Below are 17,277 nucleotides of genomic sequence, written 5' to 3' on the forward strand. Positions count from 1 at the left end.
TTCCCCTACCTATCCCGGGGAGAGGATGAGAAGGGCTTTGGCTTTGATTTTGCTCCTCCTGCTCGTTTCACCGCTCGTTTCGGCCGGTGGGGTTAGCTATTATCCCGATAAGGCCAGTTTTACACGCTTCATACACTCCAACGCAACCTACCGTGTTGTTTCGGGCAGGGATTACTGGGCAAAGGGCTGGGCCCGCTACGTTGACGCCAAGCTCGGTGAAGTCCTTGAGCACGGGAACGGCACGCTCGTTCTCGTCGGAAACGTCTACGAGAACCCCGAGATGAAGAGGCTTTGGAACCTGACGGGCCTTCCTCAGAGTGCCTCGCTTTCTCCCATGGTAATCGTACTCAACGGCACGGTTTTCATCACGGGGAGCAAGGACAACATCTACCTCACGCACGAGGCTTTCTCTGAGATATGGAACCCCCCTGTGGTCTCGCTTCTGGTTTTCTCAATTTTCTCCTTTCTGCTCCTGCTCGTCTTTGGCCTCAGCCTCAGGAGGGACAGGAGTTACTCCGCGAGGTTCTTCCTCCTTGGGCTCTCGTTAATCTTCGTGTGGTTTACGCTCTCCGAGAGGCCTGAGGTGTCGGGGGCCTTTTTGGGCGTCTTCTTCAAGGCTCTCTCCGTCGCGGCCGGCTCAACCCCGAGTTCCCCCCTCGGCGCAATAATCGGCGGTGTTCTATCCATCGTTCCGCCGATTGATGAGAACCTTTGGTTGGCCCACTGGCTTTTTCTTATGGTCCTCACGGGTCTCTTCTTCTACGTTGCTCCAAGGCGCGAGAGGGAGCTGGGTTTTCTTGCCTTTGGCCTGGTCTTCTCTTCGCCGGCTTTTCGCTCCCACGTTGCAACCGTTGGAACGTCTCTTCCAGGAATCGTTCTCATGCTCCTCTCTATCGTTATAATGACGAACGCCTCTTTCCTGCCCGGTCTGCGCAGAACTGTTGAGATACTCCTGCTTTCGATGGTGACGCTTTTGGCATCCTTTTTCAATCCCTACATCCTTCTCTTTCCTCTGTTTTTTGCCCTCACGTACCCCGGCAGGAAGCTGCGGAACCTCTCTTATCTCCTCTTGGTCTGGTTAGGCTTCTGGTTTGTCTGCAGGCTTTACGGTTTTGATTGGCTTTCGAGATGGATTCACTTCTCTCTTCACGCATCCTTCCTAAAAACTCTTATTGAGCAGGCTCTTCTTGGCCTCATCGTGATTTTCTACGCCCTGTTAACAGGACTGAGAAGAATAAGGTGGAGGGGCCCGACGGCCTTCATAACCCTTGCAACGTTGGCATTTCTGGCAATTGCTCCCTTCGTGGGCGGTTTCTTCCCCTATGCCCTAACCCTCGTTTCGATACTCGCCGTCAGGCTCGTTCACTCTGTCATTCAAACTTGATTGCACCGAAGACGGCCCCTTTCAGGTGCGGGCCGATTGCCTTGATGATTCCTGGGGCCTGGGTTCCCTTCTTGAGGACGAGTAGCGTCTCCATTAAACCGAGCTCCTCCATTCTCTTTACGTCCCTGCCGTGGCCGGTCTTGATGAGCGCCTCCTCAACCTTCTCGCTTATCGTCCCCGTTATGAAGAGCTTGTCGTAGCCGTCGCTCAACCATTCCTTAATCCTCTTCAGCTGGGCGTCGCTGAAGGCTAACTCCACTTCCCTGGCGCCGAACTCAACGTTCGTCACCTCGACCTCCACGGGCAGGTTGTCCACCCAGCCGAACTCCCGAATCATCTGCCTCACGGGCATGTCGCCGAAGGTTTTCTTGAGGTAGTAGAGCGGAATCAGCGCGTCCTTGGGCTTCGGCTTGAAGATTCCAATGTCAACGTAGGCGCCGTAGCCGACTTTGCCGAGGTCTATGAAGCGTCCCCAGTAAGTCTTCCCCACCTCAACGTTCTTGAGGCTGTGGGGAACCTCACCGAACTCGTCCCTGACGAGGTTCGCGCTGATTTCCTCGTCCTCACCGCTGAGGCTGACCTTAACCCAGTTCTTGGTCGTTGCCGATAACTTCCACTCAACCTCCAAATCTCCCAGGAGGGAGCGGAGCTTCCTGTGGAGCTTGTCAAAACCACTCCTGTCACCGTAAACCTTCTCCAGAATAACCACGTCTTCCATCTTCACCATCCCCGAAGTTCATTGGAACCATTCCCTTATTTCAACCCTTCTTTTTCTTCTTCGGCTTCTTCCTGATGCCGAGCTCGATTTCAAGTTCCTCTATGCGCTTCTTGAGCTCCTCGACAATTCGACTGTTGTCATACTGCATAAGCATCTTGCCGCATATCGGGCACTGGAACTCGTACTCCATCGCCTCGTCGAAGGTGAGCCTCGGATGGCCCTCCTCGCCGCACCAGTAGTAAATCTCGCTGGTCTCCTCTTCAAGCATCTCCTTGAGCCTTTTCAGCTCGGCCATCTTTCGGGCCTTTATTATCTCGGGCAGTCTCTTGGTTTCAAGGCGCCAGTAGTAGTAATACCATCCCGTCTCGGGGTCGCGGATTCTCTTGAAGTCCGCTAAACCTTGGTCATTGAGTTGGTAGAGAATCCTCCTGACGGTGTTCACCCTGATTCCAGTTTTCTCGGCGAGTTCTTCGTCGGTGGCTTCTTTCATTTTTTCGAGGGCTTTGACTACCTCAACGGCCTCGTCTCCGCCTATGTCCCGCGCTATTTCAATGAGCTCCTTGTTCTTTCGCCTTGCCACTGGGACGACCTCCAAAAGCATTAAACCAGACGTCCAACGTTTGGTTAAACGGGTAGACCCCAATAGAACTATTGGGTGCGGGGATATATATAAGTTTCCTGTCAAAACGACAACTATAATGAACAGAAAAGGACGTTAGTCGTTGAAGTACTCGTTGAGGAGTTCCTTCGCGGACGGCTTGTAGAGTTCGAGAACCTTAATCTCCTCGATAACGTTTCCCTCGCGGAGCTTGAGCTTGACCTTACCCCCGTAGACCTGAAGGTCGTCAAGCATGCCGTAGATGGCGTCTTCCGCCTCGAGGGGGCTCTTGAACTTCATTATGTACTCCTCTCCCTCGGGAAGGATGAGCTTGACCCAGTACTCGTTCTTCCTCTTGAAGGGTCTGGTTATCTTTGGCTTGAAGTTGTCAATCACTATTTCCAAAGGACTCACCTCCGCTCTTCCGGCTCCCTAACCTTTTTTGAAACCCGAATTTTTAAGGTTTTCCGAGGGGTTACATCTTTCTTTTGAAAGCCTCGCCCTTCAGGGCGGGGAGGAGGTCAGGGATATCACCACGGCAAATCGAGGTTCAGCTCCTTTGACAGTTTGACCACCTCATCAAGCGGAACTATTGCACTCCTCGCCCCAACCTTCTGGACGGTGAGATACGCCAGGAGCATGCCGAGCTTTGCCGAATCCCTGAGTGACCATCCCCTCAGGATTCCGTAGATTACGCCCGCGTCGAAGGAATCGCCGGCACCGGTGCTGTCAACGACCTTCGCGCTCAGTCCACGAACCTCGAATGTTTCATCCCCCTCGCGAACTATCGCCCCGCCCCCGTTGAGCGTTATTATCAGGTTCTTGGCGTTGCTGAGGGAGGTGTCGAGCGAGCCGTACTTTCTCCTGTACTCGTCCTCGTTCATGAGGAGGTAATCAATCATTCCCTCCACTTCCCTGGGTAGCGTTGCCTCTCCGATATCTACCGAAATCGGAATCCCACTGGCGTTGGCGAAGCGAACGGCTTCCTCGATGAGCTCCGGTGGGTTGGACGAGAGGTGCAGGAACCTGGCCTTCCTCGCGTAGTCCGGCTTGAACTTCCTGAGGGAGTTCGCTCCAAGATGCTTGACTATCCTCTTATCGTCCCCGTGGACCATCGCAACGGCCACTCCCGATGGAACGTCAACGACGTCTATTCCACCTGTATTGACGCCGAGCCTCTCAAAGTACTTCAGGTGAGCTTCTCCTATCTCGTCCCTTCCAACCGTCCCGATGAAGCCGGTCTTCAGGCTGAACGTTGCGAGCCAGCTTATCGTGTTTCCAGCCGCACCGCCTAGGCCGAAGTGGGCCTCCCTGGAGACGACCTTCTCGTGGAACTCGGGAAAGCGGTCGAGCAGGAAGATTATGTCGTAGTTGAGGTTTCCCATGCCTATCACGTCGAGCATTCCACCACCTCCAGAATCCCCAATACGGTGTTGGACGTTATAACCTTTGTCCAGGGAAAGATTTAAATATCCATTTCTACCCAGGTATGAGTAAGAGGTGAACAAAGATGATGCTCATACTTGAGGCCTACTTCAAGAACTACCCTGCCAGGAGGAAGGTCGCCGAGTTCCTCTTCGAGAACGGACTCAGCGTTAAAAACGGTAAAATCTACCTCAAGAACGTTGAGGTTCCGATAAGCGAGCTCGCTCGAGCCATAGGCGTCAACAGGAAGATAATCTACCACACAATCGAGTACATCGAGAAAACCTACCCGCTAAAGCTCATCTTCGAGCGCCTCAACCCGCTACCCAGCTTGATAGACGTCGCCCCCCTCATGGGCTGGGAAGTGCTTGAGATTGACGTGGAGAAGGAGGACTACCAGGGGGCCTTCGCCGAGGTCATGAGGATTCTCGCGGAGAACGGCGTTCCGGTGATGGAGGTCTTCGGCAGGAACCTGAGGGAGGAGACCAGCAAGATATTCATCGTCATAGACGGAACGCTCCCCGTGGAGACCTTCGCAAAGATAAAGGACATCCACGGCTTCCAGAGGCTCATACTCCACACGCCGGAGAAGGAGAAGGAAAAGCTCGTCTGCAACTACTGTGAGGTCAAGTACTGCCCGAAGAGGGTTCTCATAGAGGCCCTCAACCGGTGACCTTGAAGCCTTCGAGTCCCTCCGGTTCTTCCCACTTTACCTCGACGCGCGTTACCCTTGCCAGTGGCGGTCCCTGATGGGCCCATCCAATCAACGCCTCGACCCTCTCTTCCTCGCCTTCCACAACGGCTTCAACGCTCCCATCCGGCAGGTTCCTGACCCAGCCGGAAACCCCGAGCTTCTTCGCTTCCCTCTGCATGCTCCAGCGGAAGCCGACCCCCTGAACGCGCCCGTATATCCTGAGGTGCGCTCTGACCCTCGCCATACACCATCCCGTTTCAAGTTCTCCACAAGGGATTTAAGCTTTACCCGCCCACTAACTCAGGGGTGTCCGATGGAGGCTGTGTTCGTCTACACGACCTTCCCCGATTGGGAGAGCGCCAGGAAAGTCGTCAGGGAGCTCCTCGAGAGGAAGCTCATCGTCTGCGCCAACATGAGGGAGCACGAGGCAATGTACTGGTGGGAGGGCAAGATAGAGGAGGGTAAGGAGATTGGAGCCCTTCTCAAGACAGAGGTGAGCAAGTGGAAGGCTTTGAGGGACGCGCTGAGGGAGCTCCACCCCTATGACGTCCCGCTGATAGCGAGGATTGACCTCGACAAGCTCAACAGGGAGTACTCGGAGTGGATGGCGAGGGTGCTGTTCGGATGATTCGCAAGGTGAAGCCCGAGATAAGGGTCGTTGGCTTCGACGACGGGACGTTCTCCTTTTCTTCCAAGCTTGAAAGAAGAAAGACGGTTCTCTTCGGTGTCGTCATGAAGGGCTCAAAAGAGGTCGTCGGGGCCGTTTCGAGGTGGATAACCGTCGACGGGACAGATGCAACCGAGAAGCTGATTGATGCCGTGAACGAGTCTCGCTTCAAGGATTTGAGGGTTGTTATGCTCAAGGGGATAACCTACGGGGGCTTCAACGTCGTTGACCTTGAGAGGCTTCACCGCGAGACCGGCCTTCCGGTAATCGTCGTCGTGAGGACGAGGCCCGATTTAAACGCCATGGAGCTCGCGCTTAGGAAGCACTTCCCGGACTGGGAGGAGAGGGTTGAACTCCTGAGGAAGGCTCCCCCGCTCTTCGAGATGATTCCCGGAAAGCTCTACGTCCAGGCACTCGGCGTTTCTCCGGAGGTCGCCTTTGAGGTCGTCAGGGTAACCACGAAGACTGGCCTGATTCCTGAACCACTCCGCCTGGCGCACATAATGGCGAGTGCCTTTATGACCGGAGAAAGCACGAAGGAGTAGCTTTATAAGGCCGGAAAAATAGGGAAGGACAGCCGATGATGGCAACAGGGTAGCTACCGAGTTGATGAGGAAGCCGTTCCAGTCTGAGGCTATTCGCACGGGACGAGGAGGACCGGGAGCTTCGAGTCCCGCATGACCCTCTCCGCCGTGCTACCGAGTATCAAATCCTTGAGAACGCTTCTGCCCTTCTTGCCGATGACTATGAGCGTTGCATTTTTCGCAAGTGCCGTTCCTATTATCGCCTGGCTCGCGGTTCCGACCATGACCTCGAGCTCGAACTCTGCTTTGACACCCTTCGCCGTTTTCTCAAGGTTCTTCTTGGCTATCTCGATGTTGTGCTCCAGCTCGTCAACTTTGCCGTAGTCGACAGAGTGCAGGAGTATTCCCCGCTCTATTAGCTCCTCAAACTTCCGGACGGTCTTGACTATCTTGATTGAGCACTTTGAGAAGTCCACTGCAACCAGAGGCCTCCTGAAGAGCTCGGAGCAGTCAACGGCCAGCTCGTAGGAGTCGTCCTTCTTGACGTACTTGAGCAGGAGGACCGGCCTCTTGGTGGCCCTCGCGAGGTTCGAGGCGGTGCTCCCCATGAACATCTGCCTCCACACGTTCTCACCGACGCTCGGCGTCACGACGAGGTCAACCCCTGCTTCCTCGCTCGCCTCCGCTATCTCGAGCGATGGAATTCCCACCCTCACGTCGGCCTTGGCGTTGATTCCCTCCTTTCTCAGCTCCTCGGCGAGCTTTTCAAGCTTCTCGCGGTAGATTTCTTCGAGCTCAAACGCCTCAAGCTCCGCAACGGTTATGTCGATGACGTGGAGGAGGTAGAGCTCCTTGGCACCGAGTTCGAAGAGTTTGGGGATGCAGTGCCTGAGGGCGTGGAGCGATACGTCTGAGAAGTCGGTTGGGTAGAGGATTCTTTCAAACATGACATCACCTCGTATTCTATAGGGCGTCATCGTATTTAGAACTTCCGAGGTTTCGAGGATAAAGTTAATAGCCTCCTCTCTGAGTTTCAATCATGGGTGAAAAAATCGTTTTAAAAGCTGTCGAGCTCTACAAGAGCTATAAGCTCGGCAGGGTAACGGTTCCGGCCCTCAGGGGGGCGAGCCTTGAGATTCGGGCCGGTGAGTTCGTGGCAATCATCGGGCCGAGCGGTAGCGGTAAGACCACGCTCCTCAACATCCTCGGCCTTCTGGACACTCCTGATTCCGGCGAACTCTACATTGACGGCAGGTCCGTTATCGGGCTCGACGATGATGAGCTCTCCGAGATGAGGCTCTGGAAAATCGGCTTCGTCTTCCAGCACTACAACCTCATCCCAATCCTCACCGCCCTTGAGAACGTTGAGGTCCCGATGATTCTGGCGGGGGTTCCTCCCAGGGAGAGGGTCGAGCGCGCAAAACGTCTCCTCGAACTCGTTGGAATCCCCCACATGGCAGAGCACAAGCCAACGGAGATGAGCGGCGGTCAGCAACAGCGCGTTGCCATAGCGAGGGCCCTCGCCAACGAGCCGAGCATAATCCTCGCGGACGAGCCGACTGGAAACCTCGACACGAGGTCCTCGGAGGAGATAGTTTCTCTCATGAAAACACTCAACCGCGAGAAGGGAACCACCTTCGTCGTCGTCACTCATGACCTTGACGTCGCCAGAAAAGCCGATAGGGTTTTGAGGATTAGGGACGGAAAGCTCTACGAGGTGGAGAACCTATGAGGCGCGTTGCCGTTTTTACAATCGTGCTCATTCTTCTGCTTCCCCTACTCCCCGGTGTCTCATGTTCTTCCAGTTCTTCGGGGGAGCCCGGCTACTTGGAGGTCTTCTCCGGCTACCTCGGGATGGGCCGGTCGATTAGCTTCGGGAACTACACGCTCACCCTCGTTGATTTTCTCTACGGGGTCTCGTCCTCGAATCCGATAGTTCTGTTCAAACTGAGGGACAACTCGAACTTCAGCGTCGTCACGTTTTCCCTTCAGGAGGGGCAGTCCTTTACCTACGGTGACATCAAGATAACGTTGGTCTACCTGAAACAGCCCGCCAAGACCCGGGTTGCGTACGTGGCGATTTACTCGCGTCCAACGACGGTGTTCTCCGGCACTACGGGCTACAACTCGACGTTCTCCTACGGCCCGGTTTCCCTGTCCGTCCTCGGCCAGAGGGACGGCAAGGTCTTCATGCGCTACTACCGGGACGGTTTCGTGGACTACGCTTACTTCGGCCCCGGGCCGCACTACTGGCACGAGGTTGAGGTCACCGTTTACAACGTGACCAACGAGAGCGTCTCCCTCAAAATCCTTGCCCCTAAGTACATCGCATACATCCCCCTGAACGGTGCCGCTGTCGTTGTAACCAACGTGAGCTTTCCCCCCGTTGAGGTGGGCGGAATCTTCGGCGTTAACATCACGATTAAAAACGTCGGCGACCAGCTCGCCCGCTTCGTTAAGGTCTCCCTCTACACCCAGCCTGTGGTCCAGAGCAGTGAAAAGCCCCAGAAAACCCTCCTTCCCACGCTCACGGTTCCCACGTTTACCCAGGAGATACCGTTCGCCGTCTACAGGGAAGGCCCCGTTAAGTACACCGACGTACTCGCCCCGGGTCAGACGAGGACGCTTCACTTCCTCCTCATAGCCTCGAAGACCGTGCGGCCCGACGTCTATCCGCTCTACATAAAGCTGCAGTACACCGATGAAAACGGTATAGCGAAAGAGGAGGAGGTGGAGGTTGGCATACCCCTCAGCGACGTTTCGCGGCCGAAGGTTGAGGTGGTCCTCTTCAAGTCGAAGCCAAGTCCGGTTTCACCCTCCTCTAACTTCACGCTCAGTCTCGCTGTTTCCAACGTGGGCAACGCCCCCGCTTACAATGTTAAGGTCGCCGTTCTCCCGAGCAAACCCCAGGAGGAGAGCCAGAGCTACTCCCTGTTTCCCACGGGACAGACGCCCCCTGAGGAGCCCAGCATCTACCCGATAGGTAGGCAGAGCGTTCTGTACTTCAAAGAGATTCCCGCGAACGGCACCGTCAAGGGAAACCTCAGCTTTGCGGTCAAGGACGTGTCCAACGGCATATACCCGCTCTACGTGGTTATAACGTACTACGATGAAAACGGGGTGGAATACAAGTCCCAGGCAACTTTTGGAGTCCATGTGGAAGGTTTCCCCAAGCTGAAGGCCTACGTGGGCAACGTCTGGATGAGCGACGGGAGGTACAACTTCGAGGTTGACATCGCGAACGACGGGAAGGCTCCAGCGAGGGGAGTTACTGTCTCGATAAGCTCCCCTACCCTGAGGCTGTTCCCGCTCGGTGAGCGCTACGTGGGAAGCGTTGAGCCCATGGACTACGACAGCGTTAACTTCGTCATCCTCAACTCGACCCTTAAAGCTGGCAGGTACCCCGTTGTCGTCAGGATTACCTACATGACGCCCAACGGTAGGTTCGTGAGCTTCAACGAGACGCTTGAGGTTCAGATTCCCGCAGGTATCGAGCCGTCGAAGGACAGGCGCTACTACTACCTCGGGGCGGCCCTAGCCGTGCTCCTAATAATCCTGCTCTGGAGGCGGGGCCGTGGATAGGGAAGTTCTGAAGATAGCCTTCCGGAACCTTCACAGAAGAAAGCTCAGAACCTTTTTCACGATGCTCGGCATAATCATAGCGATAGCTTCCATTACGGCCCTGATATCAATCGCCGAGGGCTTCCAGCTCTCGATAAGCAGAACCCTTCAGAGCACGAGCAACGTGATAATAGTCCTCCCGGGTATGGGCGCCTCCATCTGGACCATAGGGACCAGCACCTTAAACCAGAGCGTTGCCGGTGAGATAGCCAAGATAAACCATGTTGAGGCAATAAACCCCGTTCTCGTTAAGTTCACCGTCATGGAGTACCGCGGCTGGGAGGTTCCCGTCACCGCCATGGGAATCGTTCCGCGGGACGCGCAGAGGTTTTACGCCCTAACCGGCCCCCAGCTCCAGAGGGGTCAGTTCATCCCCCAGGGCTCGCGCTTCAAAGCTCTGCTCGGCTACTCGATAGCCAACGGGCGGATTCAGAAGCAGGGCGGCGGAACGCTGAACTGGGAGATACTCCCGGGCCAGACGATAAAGCTCTACGACTCCAGCGGGAGGCCGTGGGAGTTCAAGGTTTCCGGCAACTTTCAGGAGAGCGGTCAGAGCTTCATCGGGGGTTTCATAGACACGAGCGTTTTCGTCCCCCTCGGTACCCTACAGGAGATGTACAACGAGCCGGGCAGGATAAGCTTCATCGAGGTCTGGGTGGACGACGTAAACTTCGTGGACTACGTCAAGGCCAGAATCCAGCGCATTCTGCCCAGCGCTACCGTTATAACGGAGAGACAGGGGATAGAGGTCGTCGTTCAGATTGAGAACATGCTCAACAACCTGCTCCTAGGGATAGGGAGCATAGCCCTTATAGTCGGGGCCCTTGGCGTCGTAAACACCCTCCTGACCTCCGTGACAGAGCGCACGCGGGAGATTGGCACGTACCGGGCCCTCGGCGCCAAGAAGAGGTTCATCCTGGAGATGATACTCCTCGAGGGCATCATGCTCACGATAATAGGTGGCGTTATAGGGTTCGCTTCTGGTGTCGTTCTCGCCAATGTCGTCGTTCAGGTTTTGAGGGCAAAAACCCCCGGTTTGCCCGGTCCCGTTGTTGATTTGAAAGTCGTTGCGATAGCCTTTGGGATAACGTTCTTGATAGGAATCCTCGCGAGCGTTTACCCCGCCAAGAAAGCCGCCGACCTCAATCCAGCCGAGGCAATAAGGCACGTCGAGTGAGAAAGGGTTATAACGTTCAGGTTCAAGTTTGAACGGTGATTGCCATGGTCAAAAGGGTGCACATATTTGACTGGCATAAGGAGCACGCCAAGAAGGTTGAGGAGTTCGCTGGCTGGGAGATGCCAATCTGGTACTCGAGCATAAAGGAGGAGCACCTCGCCGTTAGGAACGCGGTCGGCGTTTTCGATACCTCTCATATGGGTGAAATACTCTTCCGCGGAAAGGATGCCCTCAAGTTCCTCCAGTTCGCGACGACCAACGACGTTAGCAAGCCCCCCGCCATAAGCGGAACCTACACGCTCGTCCTCAACGAGAGGGGGGCCATCAAAGACGAGACGCTGATATTCAACATGGGTAACGACGAGTACCTGATGATATGTGACAGCGACGCCTTCGAGAAGCTCTACGCCTGGTTCACCTCCCTCAAGGCCATGGTGGAGCAGTACACCGAACTCGACCTTGAGATTGAGCTCAAAACATACGACATGGCCATGTTCGCCGTCCAGGGACCGAAGGCGAGAGACTTAGCCAAGGACCTCTTTGGCATAGACATCAACGAGATGTGGTGGTTCCAGGCCAGGTGGGTCGAGCTCGACGGAATAAAGATGCTCCTCTCGAGGAGCGGCTACACCGGCGAGAACGGCTTCGAGGTTTACATCGAAGATGCGAACCCCTACCACCCCGACCCCGAGAAGAGGGGTAAACCGGAGAAGGCCCTTCACGTCTGGGAGAGAATCCTTGAGGAGGGCGAGAAGTACGGCATAAGGCCGGCCGGACTCGGCGCCCGCGACACGCTCAGGCTTGAAGCCGGCTACACGCTCTACGGCAACGAGACGAAGGAGTTACAGCTTCTCAGCACGGACATCGACGAAGTAACCCCGCTCCAGGCCAACCTCGACTTCGCGATATTCTGGGACAAGGAGTTCATAGGTAAGGAGGCACTCCTCAAGCAGAGGGAGCGCGGTTTGGGAAGGAAGCTCGTCCACTTCAAGATGACCGACAAGGGAATCCCGAGGGAGGGCTACAAGGTCTACGCGAACGGCGATGTCATCGGCGAGGTCACGAGCGGAACGCTCTCGCCGCTCCTCGGCATAGGAATCGGAATAGCCTTCGTGAAGGAAGAGTACGCGAAGCCCGGCCTCGAAATCGAGGTGGAAATCAGGGGCAAGCCCAAGAAGGCCGTAACAGTTGCACCGCCGTTCTACGACCCCAAGAAGTACGGCCTCTTCAGGGAGGAGTGATTCTTTTTCTTTTCTCCAAAACCCTTTTAGGTAATGGGGGCGTTACCTGGTCCTGGGGGCAGAACCAAATTTTATTGGGGGACTAAAATCGCTGAATTTATATTCTCCAAAAATGAGTTAATGCCATGTCCAAAAAACACGCCGTCGGTGCCGTTCTCCTCTGGTCAACGGTTGCAAGCGCCTTCAAGCTCTCACTCCGCTACATGAGCCCGCTCCAGCTCCTCTTCTGGGCATTTCTGACGTCGCTCGTTCTCTACGGTGCCCTCTACTTCCGGAGCTTCAGGCCCTCCAGAGAAAACCTACGCTCGGCCTACCTTGGCCTCGTACTCCTCCTCTACTACACCGTCCTCTTCTCGGCCTACGACCTTCTTCCCGCCCAGGAGGCGCAGGCGCTCAACTACACCTGGCCCCTGGCGCTCGTTCTGCTTTCCGTCCCCCTGCTTAAGAGAAAACTCGCCCTGAAGACATTATTTGGCCTCTTTCTTGGCTTTCTCGGTGCCCTTATCGTTGCAACCCGGGGCAGGCTTTTATCTCTCGGCCTTTCGAATCCAGTCGGGGATGTCCTCGGCCTCGGAAGCGCCCTAATCTGGGCCGCCTACTGGCTCCTGAACGTTCGGGACGGCAGGAGGCTTGAGGAGAAGATGTTCTGGAACTTCGCCTTTGCCCTTTTCTACGCCTCCCTGCTGGTGCCCTTCGCGGGCTTTCCACTGCCTCCCCTGAAGGGCATTGCCGGCGCGATTTACGTCGGCCTGTTCGAGATGGGCGTTACTTACCTCCTCTGGTACCGCGCGGTTGAGAGCGACGTTGCCTTTGCCTCGAACCTCGCCTACCTCGTCCCGTTTCTTAGTCTGCTCTTCATCTCCCTCATCCTCGGTGAGAGGATAGAACCGACAACCGTTCTGGGCTTGATTCTGATAGTGGTGGGAATCCTTCTTGGAAGGGAGGAGTAGGCGCTTAACTGGCTTTATCTTTCGCTATCAGTCGGGGACTTTTGAACGAGTGAGAACGGTCTGAAGTTTTTAACGGCCTTTGGGAACGGCTGATGAAGAAGCTTTTGGGAAAAGCTTGACCAAAAGAGTCAAACCGTTGGAGAGGGCGAAGATAGATTGCATGCCTCTCCAAGTGACTCGTTAGTTTTTGGGTTTGCTTTAATAAGGGCTCTTGGGAAAGATGTTTAACTTGTAACGCGCCCGAAGGGCGCTAAAGGTGAAAACACGCTTGCGAATGGCGAGTTGGGAGTAAACCCTCATGAAAACAAACCATTCAAAAAGCATGCCCACTTTGATGAAACTTTTCACCAGAAAAGTTTCTCCGCCAGCGCTTGCGAAGCAAGGGCTGTTATGGGGCCGGGGCCGGGATTTGAACCCGGGCTAGGGGATCCACAGTCCCCTGTGCTGACCAGGCTACACCACCCCGGCCACGTCCAGCTTAAGCTTTTGGGTTAGCTTTATAAAGTTTTCGTCAGATGGCGGGAGCAGAGGTGGTAAATCTCGCCTTCACCCGAGATTAGGGCGCGCGTGCAGTTTAACACCGATTGAAAACCTCACCGGGGGCTAAGGAATGAAGGCAAAGCGGGAAGCGCTGGTCAGTCTCTTCACGGCGATGAGAGAGGGCAAGGTTGACGAGGACATAATAGACCTCCTCCTGCTCATCAACTCTATCAAAGGAATCTACACGACGAGCTCTTGCTCCGGCAGGATTGGAATCATCGAGGAGCCAGCTTTGGGCGCCAAGCCCCTGAGCAGGTGGCTGATTAAGGTTCATCGCGAGATGACGTTTCCCGAGGCCAAGAAGGCCCTTGAGAATGCCAAGGAGGGACTGATATTCCTCAAAAGCCAGCCCCCAATTTTTCACGTCGTCGCTGAGGACCTTGAGAAAGCGAAGAGGCTCCACGAGCTCGGCCTCGCCAGCGGTTTCAAGTACACGACCTTCAAGGTAATCTCCAGCCGCTACCTCGTCGAGATAAACGCCACCGAGTATCTAACTGCCCCACTCGGCAGGGACGGGAGGATAATGGCCACCGACGAGTACCTGCGCTTCGCCCTCGAAATCGGCAACTCGATGCTGAGGCGCTCGAAGGGCAGGCTTCCGAGACTGATGAAGAACTTCGAAAAACTCCACGAGGAGCTTGGCAAGGACGAGCTGTTCTACGAGCTGGCGGAGGAGTTAGGGATAGAACCAGTAATTTAGAACTTTGGGAGTTTTGGCACTTCTCTTAAGGCTGAGTCTCTCTTTTGAAATCTATCCCCAGCGTATCAATATCCCCGAAGTCCCTGAACGAGACCCTCCTCTTTGAGACTTCCCTTCTGATTTCATCGAGCTCCTCCTCCGATAGAAGTTCATACAACTCGCTCGCCGTCTTCTTAATCTCAAGCGCACGCTTTAACTCCCTCGCAAGAACCCGCTCCGGAATCGAGCCACCATACACCTTGACCCTAACCCTCACTTCTCAAGCACCTCCACTCTAACCCTCACCTTTTTCAGCTCCTCCTCGCTCGCACCCTTCTCACGGAGGTGTCCGAGGACAATCTCCCTCACCATCTTACGAATCTCGCTAACGCTCATTCCTTTGGGAACCTCAACCACAATCTCGCTCTTAGTCGCTCCCATAAAGCTCCCTCGCTTCTTGTTCTCGCCTAAGTATAAAACCCTAACGCCAGCCAGGGGAGAACTGCCAATCCGACCACGTAGCCGACCAAGAACTCGACCATAGACCCGGATACACGGGCTATAGCCGAGAAGGAAGGCCAAGGCGAAGCCGGCGTCTCTTGTTTGACGGTGAGCCTTTATGTCGGTAAACCGGTAAATTTTTATATACAAACAACGCCAGTTGAGTACAGAAAATTGTACTACAAAAATCTGTACTCAATGTTTGGAGGTGCTCCATGTGAACGAGAACGTCCGCAGGGTTCTCCAAATCGGGCTTGCGCACAAGCGTTACACTGTTCTTCTGATAATTCTCGGGGCGCTCTCGACTCTCCTCTCGGCGATGGTGCCCTTCTATCTACGGGACCTACTGGCAAACCTTGAAAATCTGAGCACACGGGAGATTCTCGGCTACATCGGGATAATCGTCCTTCTCTACACGGCTTCGACAATCGTTTACCTCTACGGCGGTTTCATGAGTAACTTCGCCGAGACTAAGGCGGCCGCGTGGCTCAAACGGAAGCTCTTCATCTCAACGCTCCTCTCCGAAAACCTCGACACGGGGGATGCACTCTCGCGCATTCAGTCCGACACGGAGATAGTCGGTCGGATGGGCATGTCTCTAATTCCGGCTGTGGTTATCGAAGCCTTCTCGCTCATCGTTTCGGTCATCGTCGTCTTCAGGCTGAACTTCTACCTCGGTGCCATAACTCTCCTCACCCTGCCGGTTTACGGCTTCTCGCTGAGGGCCTTTGTGCACGGGCTCAAAACGGCCTCTGCCGAGGAGAGGAAGCGCTACGCAGAGACGGTAGAGTATTTCAAGGAGGGACTCGACGGCAGGCTCGATGCAAAAACGCTGAACGCCTTCGGCTACCTCGTGGAGGGGGTCTCGAAGAAGCTCGACGAGTGGGTCGAGGCATCGAAGAGGGTTGCTTTTTACAGTTCGGCCAACTACGGCCTTCAATCTTACCTCTCAACGATTCTCCCGCTCTTAGTCCTCCTCTCTGGAGTTGTTCTCGTCAAGAACGGCATGGCGACGCTCTCCTCCACCGTGGCCGTCTTTTCCTACCTCGGAAGGGTCTACTACCCGGTTGAGCGCTTTGCCTTCCTCTGGAGTAGCTACCACCGCGCCGTTCCAATCATTGAGAGGATAATTGAGAGGATATGGGACGTCATTGAAAGGGAAACGCCAAAGCTTGAAAAGCCCTCCTGCTCACCGAAATCCTACGATATCGAGCTGAAAGATGTTTCCCTGTCCTATGGGGATTCAAAGGTTCTCAACGGGATAAGCGGGAGAATTCCGGAGGGCGGAAAGGTTGGCATCGTCGGTGCCTCCGGAGTCGGAAAGACGACGCTCGCACTGATTATGGCGGGAATCATCGAGCCGACCAAGGGAAAAGTGAGCGTCGGGGGCTGTCCTCCTTTAGCCCTTCTCGGTGATTCGCTCATCTACGTTCCTTCCCACCCCTACCTCTTCACGGGAACTCTGCGCGAGAACCTGGCCCTCGGCAGGGAAATCCCGGACGGGAGGTTGAGGGAACTCCTGAGGGCCGTTGAACTTGAGGAGTTCGACCTTGATTACCGGATTGAAGAAGGGGGTAAGAACCTCTCGCTGGGGCAGAGGCAGAGGATTGGCCTCGCGAGGGCCCTTGCGCGGGACCCGAGGATTCTGATACTCGACGAGGCGACGTCGGGCATGGACTCCGAAAGGGAGGCGAGGATTTTAGAGCGGCTGATGGAGAGGGATATGACGTTAATCGTCATCTCCCACAGGCTCTCGACTGTCCGCGGAATGGAGGAGATATGGGTCCTCGATAACGGGAGAATCGTCTGCAGGGGAACTCACGGGGAGCTGTTCGAGGACTGTCCGCGCTACCGCGAGCTCTTCAGGGAGCAGGAGAAAGGGGCGAGCGGCTGACTTCCCCCGTAAACTTTATCCCTCCTTAATTCAGACTCTCAACCATGAGGACATTGAAGGAGATTGAGGAAATCCTGAGGGCCCACAAGCGGGAGCTTGAGGAGCGCTTCGGCGTTCGTGAAATCGGCATATTCGGGTCATACGTGCGGGGGGAGGCAACCGAAGCGAGCGACGTGGATATACTCGTGGATTTCTACGAGGTGCCGTCCCTTTTGAAGTTCATCGAGCTTGAGGAGTACCTCGAGAGCCTCCTCGGGATTAGGGTAGACCTCGTCCTGAAATCCGCCCTCAAACCAAAGATTGCCGAAGGTGTGGGCAGGGAGGTCGTTTACGTATGAAGAGAACCCACGAGGATTACCTCAACGACATTGTAGAAGCGATAACCCTCATTGAAGAGTTTACTGGGGGAATGTCCTTTGAAGAGTTCCAACGTGATAAAAAGACTCAGTTTGCCGTTATCCGTGCGTTGGAAGTTATTGGAGAGGCATCAAAAGCAATTCCGTCCGAATTTAAAGAACTGCACCCTGAAGTGCCTTGGCGGGAGATGGCACGAATGCGGGACAAACTCATCCACGCGTATTTTGGCGTTGACCTCCGAGTTGTGTGGAGAACAATTAAAGAGGACATCCCTCGGTTGAGAGAGATTTTTGAGGGGCTCCTTTAG

General features: G+C 55.1%; 21 protein-coding genes and 1 tRNA gene. 13 read left to right on the top strand and 9 right to left on the bottom strand.

The annotated features are described in order from the left end of the window. Positions 1-25 precede the first annotated feature (25 nt). On the top strand, positions 26-1,384 hold the full coding sequence (locus ACYQ04_RS11445; protein WP_460129672.1) for a hypothetical protein: 1,359 nt from the start codon (positions 26-28) through the stop codon (positions 1,382-1,384). On the opposite strand, the gene ACYQ04_RS11450 is transcribed toward ACYQ04_RS11445, so the two are convergent. The 4 genes from ACYQ04_RS11450 to ACYQ04_RS11465 form a co-directional block, all read right to left on the bottom strand. Next, positions 1,371-2,102 (bottom strand): DUF2110 family protein, encoded by a 732-nt coding sequence (locus tag ACYQ04_RS11450; protein ID WP_460130219.1) that lies wholly within the window; start codon positions 2,100-2,102, stop codon positions 1,371-1,373. The genes ACYQ04_RS11445 and ACYQ04_RS11450 overlap by 14 nt on opposite strands. Before the next feature lie 40 nt (positions 2,103-2,142). Next, on the bottom strand, positions 2,143-2,682 hold the full coding sequence (tfe, locus tag ACYQ04_RS11455; protein ID WP_099209285.1) for a transcription factor E: 540 nt from the start codon (positions 2,680-2,682) through the stop codon (positions 2,143-2,145). Positions 2,683-2,817: 135 nt separating this feature from the next. Continuing rightward, positions 2,818-3,105, bottom strand: a complete 288-nt coding sequence (locus ACYQ04_RS11460) for a hypothetical protein (RefSeq protein WP_099209284.1) — start codon at positions 3,103-3,105, stop codon at positions 2,818-2,820. A 125-nt stretch (positions 3,106-3,230) separates the two neighbouring features. Further along, positions 3,231-4,103, bottom strand: coding sequence for an ADP-dependent ribose-1-phosphate kinase (locus ACYQ04_RS11465; RefSeq protein WP_460129674.1), 873 nt, complete (start codon positions 4,101-4,103; stop codon positions 3,231-3,233). Between the two features lie 107 nt (positions 4,104-4,210). On the opposite strand from ACYQ04_RS11465, the gene ACYQ04_RS11470 reads away from it, so the two are divergent. Further along, a complete protein-coding gene (locus tag ACYQ04_RS11470; RefSeq protein WP_460129676.1) occupies positions 4,211-4,798 on the top strand; it encodes a regulator of amino acid metabolism, contains ACT domain protein in 588 nt (195 codons plus the stop codon). Here ACYQ04_RS11470 and ACYQ04_RS11475 read toward each other — a convergent pair. Next, positions 4,788-5,063 (bottom strand): acylphosphatase, encoded by a 276-nt coding sequence (locus ACYQ04_RS11475; RefSeq protein WP_460129678.1) that lies wholly within the window; start codon positions 5,061-5,063, stop codon positions 4,788-4,790. The genes ACYQ04_RS11470 and ACYQ04_RS11475 overlap by 11 nt on opposite strands. A gap of 69 nt (positions 5,064-5,132) precedes the next feature. Here ACYQ04_RS11475 and cutA point away from each other — a divergent pair, with 69 nt between their 5' ends. Further along, complete coding sequence (gene cutA / locus ACYQ04_RS11480) at positions 5,133-5,447, top strand: divalent-cation tolerance protein CutA (RefSeq protein ID WP_460129681.1); 315 nt, start codon at positions 5,133-5,135, stop codon at positions 5,445-5,447. After that, entirely contained in the window at positions 5,444-6,031 is a 588-nt protein-coding gene (locus ACYQ04_RS11485; RefSeq protein WP_460129683.1) for an endonuclease dU, read from the top strand. Before cutA ends, ACYQ04_RS11485 begins: the two co-directional genes overlap by 4 nt. Before the next feature lie 89 nt (positions 6,032-6,120). On the opposite strand, the gene ACYQ04_RS11490 is transcribed toward ACYQ04_RS11485, so the two are convergent. After that, positions 6,121-6,957 (bottom strand): universal stress protein, encoded by an 837-nt coding sequence (locus ACYQ04_RS11490; RefSeq protein ID WP_460129685.1) that lies wholly within the window; start codon positions 6,955-6,957, stop codon positions 6,121-6,123. A 92-nt stretch (positions 6,958-7,049) separates the two neighbouring features. Here ACYQ04_RS11490 and ACYQ04_RS11495 point away from each other — a divergent pair, with 92 nt between their 5' ends. The 5 genes from ACYQ04_RS11495 (at position 7,050) to ACYQ04_RS11515 (ending at position 12,999) form a co-directional block, all read left to right on the top strand. Continuing rightward, positions 7,050-7,742, top strand: a complete 693-nt coding sequence (locus ACYQ04_RS11495) for an ABC transporter ATP-binding protein (RefSeq protein WP_460129687.1) — start codon at positions 7,050-7,052, stop codon at positions 7,740-7,742. Next, positions 7,739-9,592: a COG1361 S-layer family protein gene (locus tag ACYQ04_RS11500; protein ID WP_460129689.1), complete on the top strand. Its 1,854-nt coding sequence runs from the start codon at positions 7,739-7,741 to the stop codon at positions 9,590-9,592. Before ACYQ04_RS11495 ends, ACYQ04_RS11500 begins: the two co-directional genes overlap by 4 nt. Beyond that, a complete protein-coding gene (locus ACYQ04_RS11505; protein WP_460129691.1) occupies positions 9,585-10,808 on the top strand; it encodes an ABC transporter permease in 1,224 nt (407 codons plus the stop codon). Before ACYQ04_RS11500 ends, ACYQ04_RS11505 begins: the two co-directional genes overlap by 8 nt. 44 nt (positions 10,809-10,852) lie before the next feature. Further along, a complete protein-coding gene (gene gcvT, locus ACYQ04_RS11510) occupies positions 10,853-12,049 on the top strand; it encodes a glycine cleavage system aminomethyltransferase GcvT (protein WP_460130221.1) in 1,197 nt (398 codons plus the stop codon). Positions 12,050-12,174: 125 nt separating this feature from the next. Beyond that, positions 12,175-12,999 carry a DMT family transporter gene (locus ACYQ04_RS11515; RefSeq protein ID WP_460129692.1) on the top strand — a complete coding sequence of 275 codons (825 nt, stop codon included), beginning with the start codon at positions 12,175-12,177 and terminating at the stop codon, positions 12,997-12,999. 391 nt (positions 13,000-13,390) lie between these two features. Here the strand turns inward: ACYQ04_RS11515 and ACYQ04_RS11520 are convergent. After that, positions 13,391-13,467, bottom strand: a tRNA-His gene (locus tag ACYQ04_RS11520). Positions 13,468-13,609: 142 nt separating this feature from the next. On the opposite strand from ACYQ04_RS11520, the gene taw3 reads away from it, so the two are divergent. After that, on the top strand, positions 13,610-14,239 hold the full coding sequence (gene taw3, locus ACYQ04_RS11525; protein ID WP_460129693.1) for a tRNA(Phe) 7-((3-amino-3-carboxypropyl)-4-demethylwyosine(37)-N(4))-methyltransferase Taw3: 630 nt from the start codon (positions 13,610-13,612) through the stop codon (positions 14,237-14,239). A gap of 25 nt (positions 14,240-14,264) precedes the next feature. Here the strand turns inward: taw3 and ACYQ04_RS11530 are convergent, their stop codons facing one another. Further along, the gene (locus ACYQ04_RS11530) at positions 14,265-14,495 is read right to left on the bottom strand and encodes a hypothetical protein (protein ID WP_460129695.1); all 231 of its coding nucleotides are present in this window, start codon (positions 14,493-14,495) and stop codon (positions 14,265-14,267) included. Continuing rightward, positions 14,492-14,659 (bottom strand): hypothetical protein, encoded by a 168-nt coding sequence (locus ACYQ04_RS11535; RefSeq protein ID WP_460129696.1) that lies wholly within the window; start codon positions 14,657-14,659, stop codon positions 14,492-14,494. Before ACYQ04_RS11535 ends, ACYQ04_RS11530 begins: the two co-directional genes overlap by 4 nt. A 277-nt stretch (positions 14,660-14,936) precedes the next feature. Here ACYQ04_RS11535 and ACYQ04_RS11540 point away from each other — a divergent pair, with 277 nt between their 5' ends. From ACYQ04_RS11540 to ACYQ04_RS11550, 3 genes are read left to right on the top strand one after another with little or no spacing between them, the layout of a single operon-like run. Continuing rightward, positions 14,937-16,613, top strand: a complete 1,677-nt coding sequence (locus ACYQ04_RS11540) for an ABC transporter ATP-binding protein (RefSeq protein ID WP_460129698.1) — start codon at positions 14,937-14,939, stop codon at positions 16,611-16,613. A gap of 44 nt (positions 16,614-16,657) precedes the next feature. Beyond that, the gene (gene mntA / locus ACYQ04_RS11545; protein ID WP_042690912.1) at positions 16,658-16,951 is read left to right on the top strand and encodes a type VII toxin-antitoxin system antitoxin protein adenylyltransferase MntA; all 294 of its coding nucleotides are present in this window, start codon (positions 16,658-16,660) and stop codon (positions 16,949-16,951) included. After that, entirely contained in the window at positions 16,948-17,277 is a 330-nt protein-coding gene (locus tag ACYQ04_RS11550; RefSeq protein WP_460129700.1) for a HepT-like ribonuclease domain-containing protein, read from the top strand. Before mntA ends, ACYQ04_RS11550 begins: the two co-directional genes overlap by 4 nt.

This window comes from Thermococcus prieurii, from assembly GCF_054657655.1.